The 3,601-nt window shown below is 69.6% G+C and carries 4 protein-coding genes; all 4 read left to right on the top strand.

Annotated features, from left to right (window positions below):
• A partial coding sequence (locus tag V7050_RS19625) for a murein hydrolase activator EnvC family protein (RefSeq protein ID WP_324411099.1) occupies positions 1–779 on the top strand: 779 nt, incomplete at its 5' end.
• A 12-nt stretch (positions 780–791) separates the two neighbouring features.
• Positions 792–2,123 (top strand): S41 family peptidase, encoded by a 1,332-nt coding sequence (locus tag V7050_RS19620; protein WP_324369009.1) that lies wholly within the window; start codon positions 792–794, stop codon positions 2,121–2,123.
• A gap of 1 nt (position 2,124) precedes the next feature.
• Entirely contained in the window at positions 2,125–2,616 is a 492-nt protein-coding gene (locus V7050_RS19615; RefSeq protein ID WP_324369011.1) for an RNA pyrophosphohydrolase, read from the top strand.
• Positions 2,617–3,140: 524 nt separating this feature from the next.
• Positions 3,141–3,601: SDR family NAD(P)-dependent oxidoreductase (locus V7050_RS19610; protein ID WP_324411098.1), on the top strand; the 461-nt coding region annotated here is incomplete at its 3' end.

Raw genomic sequence — 3,601 nt, 5'->3', positions numbered from 1 at the left:
AACCGGCGCAGATGATGCATCCCGCCGGGCCGCTGGCGGCGGCGCGTGCCGGCGCGGTGCTGGCGCGGCTGACGCCGGCGCTGCAGGCGGAGGCCGCGGATCTCGCTGCCACGCTTCGGGAGATCGAGACGGCGCGGGCGCTGCAGCGCGAGGGCATCGCCGATCTCGCCTCGGGGCTCGCGGCGCTGGAGGCGGCGCGCGACCAGCTCGGCGGGGCGATCGCGGGGCGCGGGGCCGAGGATCCGCCCGAGGCCGCGCTCCGGGCCGGGCGCGACGCGGAGACCCTGACGGCGCTGGCCGCGGCGCTTGCGCGCCAGCCGGGCGGCGGCGGGGCGGAGGCGGCCGCTTCGGGCGACTGGCTCTGGCCGGTGCGCGGCCGGGTGCTGGCCGGCTACAAGGCGCCGGACGCCTCGGGCGCGCGCCGCCCGGGGCTGCTCCTCGGGGCGCCGGCGCTCTCGCTGGTCGAGGCGCCGAGCGATGCGATGGTGCGCTATGCCGCCCCCTTCCTCGAATACGGCTATGTGGTCGTGCTCGAGGCCGACGACGGGACGCTGATCGTGCTGGCCGGGCTGGCGCAGCTCGCGGTCTCGGCCGGGGCGCCGGTGGCGCGTGGCGAGCTTCTGGGGCTTCTGGGGGGAAGAAACCTCGAAGTTGAAGAATATGTGATGCTGCCCGATGCGGATGCGGGCGCGGGAGCATTGGAAACGCTCTACATTGAGGTTAGGCATGGCGGCGGGCCGGTCGATCCGGGGCCCTGGTTCGCTGGCGAGAACGGATAGGAAGACGGCCACATGAAGAAGATCTGGTTGGCAGGCATCGGCGGCGCCGTCACGGGCATGGTCGTGACCGCGCAATTCGCGGTCCCCATCGTCGCGCAGGAGGCCGACAAGGAGCGCACGGTCTACGAGCAGCTCGACCTCTTCGGGGACATCTTCGAGCGGGTGCGGTCGTCCTATGTCGAGGAGGTCGACGAGAAGGACCTGATCGAGAGTGCCATCAACGGCATGCTGACCCATCTCGACCCGCATTCGGGCTACATGCCGCCGGACGAATTCGACGACATGCAGGTGCAGACCAAGGGCGAGTTCGGCGGTCTCGGCATCGAGGTCACCCAGGAAGAGGGCTTCGTCAAGGTGGTCTCCCCGATCGAGGGCACGCCGGCCGACCGCGCCGACATCCAGCCGGGCGACCTCATCACCCAGGTCGACGGCGAGACCGTGTTCGGGCTGACGCTCAACGAGGCGGTCGACCTGATGCGCGGCCCCGTGGGCTCGGACATCACCGTCACCATCAGCCGCGAGGGCGTGGACGAGCCCTTCGACGTGGTGCTCACCCGCGAGACGATCACCATCGCGGCGGTGAAGTCGCGCATCGAGGACGGCGTGGTGGTGCTGCGGCTGACGACCTTCAACGAGCAGACCTTCCCCGATCTCGAGGAGCAGCTGGCCGAGAAGGTCGAGGAGGCCGGCGGCATGGACAAGGTGACCGGCTTCGTCATCGACCTGCGCAACAATCCGGGCGGGCTTCTCAACCAGGCGATCTCGGTGGTGGACGCTTTCCTCGAATCGGGCGAGATCGTCTCCACCCGCGGCCGCGACGCGCGCGACAGCGAGCGCTACAACGCCACGCCGGGCGATCTGGCCCAGGGCAAGCCCATGGTCGTGGTGATCAACGGCGGCTCGGCCAGCGCCTCGGAGATCGTCGCCGGCGCGCTGAAGGACCATCACCGCGCGGTGATCATCGGCACCCAGAGCTTCGGCAAGGGCTCGGTGCAGACGATCATGCCGGTGCAGGGCGATGGCGCGATGCGGCTGACGACGGCGCGCTATTATACGCCCTCGGGCCGGTCGATCCAGGCGCTGGGCGTGGCGCCCGACATCATCGTGGAGCCGCAGGTCGCCGAAGCGGCCGAGGAGGCGGCGGAGGATCTCCAGCCCTCGCGCAGCGAGGCGGATCTGCGCGGATCGCTGGAGAACGATTCGCTGACCGAGGACGAGCAGAAGATCCTCGAGGAGGACCGGGCCCGCAAGGAGGAGACCGCGCGCATGCGCGCCGAGGATTACCAGCTCTCCTATGCGATCGACATCCTGCGGGGGCTTTCCTATCTCGCCGCGAAGAACTGACGTGCCGGGGGCGCCGGACATCTGCGCGCTGCCCTACCGCGACTGCGCGGGCGTCGTGCTGGTCAATCCGGCGGACCGGGTCTTCGCCGGGCAGCGGATCGACAATCCGGGGCCGGCCTGGCAGATGCCGCAGGGCGGCATCGACCGGGGCGAGGCGCCGCTCGCGGCGGCGCTGCGCGAGCTCGGCGAGGAGACCGGCGTGCCGGCCGCGGCGGTCGAGGTCCTGGCCGAGACGCCCGACTGGATCACCTATGACCTGCCGGCCGATCTGGTGCCGCGGATCTGGAAGGGCCGCTATCGCGGGCAGCGGCAGCGCTGGTTCCTGATGCGCTTTGAGGGGCCGGATTCGCTGATCGACATCCGCACCCGGCACCCCGAGTTCAGCCGCTGGGCCTGGATGACGCCCGAGGATCTGATCGGCCGCATCGTGCCCTTCAAGCGCGACACCTACCGGGCCGTCTTCGAAGCCTTCGCACCGCATTTCGGATCCTGAGAACGGCTCCACGCAGAACGGATCGCGGCGATGTGCGCGCGCGCACATCCGGGTTTCCTATTGAAATCACTGCATAAAAACTCGAGCGTTAACCGAAACGCCATACTACAAGACAGGGCTGGCTGAGGGCGGGATGCGGTGATCCTCTGGACGAGTCCGACCAAGGAAACGTCCCGATGCCGCACCGGACCATCACCGCCCTCACGACCCTTCTGCGCCCGCAAATGGCGCTCGGCAGGAGCCGTCTCGTGCCGCTCTGCCTGCTGATCGTCGGCATCGTCGGCGCCCGCACGGTCAACCTCGGCCACGTGCCGGGGACGTGCCTGAGACAAGACCTTGGGCAAGGAATCGGGGACGTCCGGTTTCGGAAGGCGGGCGAAGAAGCGATGCGTGCCGCGCCTGGAGGCGGGTGGGTTCGCATTGGGGCCTTCGGGGGGGAGAAACCGCTGGACATCCGGTTCGGGCTGCGGGTTTATCCGCTGTGGGTTCCGGCGCCCAAGTCCGGACAGCGTCGGGGGGGCAGGATGGATCGACTGAAGGACAAGATCTGCGTCGTGACGGCGGCGGGCCAGGGCATCGGCCGGGCCTCGGCGCTGGCGATGTTCGAGGAGGGCGCCCATGTGGTGGCCACCGACATCAATGCCGAGGCGCTGGAGGAGCTGAAGGGCCACGGGCTCGAGACCGCGCTGCTCGACGTGCGCGACGCCGCCGCGATCACCGCCTTCCGCGACCGGGTCGGCGGCGCGGACGTGCTCTTCAACTGCGCGGGCTTCGTGGAGCACGGCACGATCCTCGATTGCGACGAGGCGAAATGGGCCTTCTCCTTCGATCTCAACGTCACGGCGATGTATCGCATGATCCGCGCCTTCCTGCCGGGGATGATCGCCAAGGGCTCGGGCTCGATCATCAACATGGCCTCGGTGGCGGGCTCGGTCGTGGCGGTGCCCAACCGCTTCGTCTACGGCGCCTCCAAGGCGGCGGTGAT

The organism is Amaricoccus sp., assembly GCF_036846665.1.
GTDB lineage: Bacteria > Pseudomonadota > Alphaproteobacteria > Rhodobacterales > Rhodobacteraceae > Amaricoccus.
Note: the sequence above shows the minus strand (reverse complement) of the source record. Positions and strands in the feature narration are given on the sequence as shown.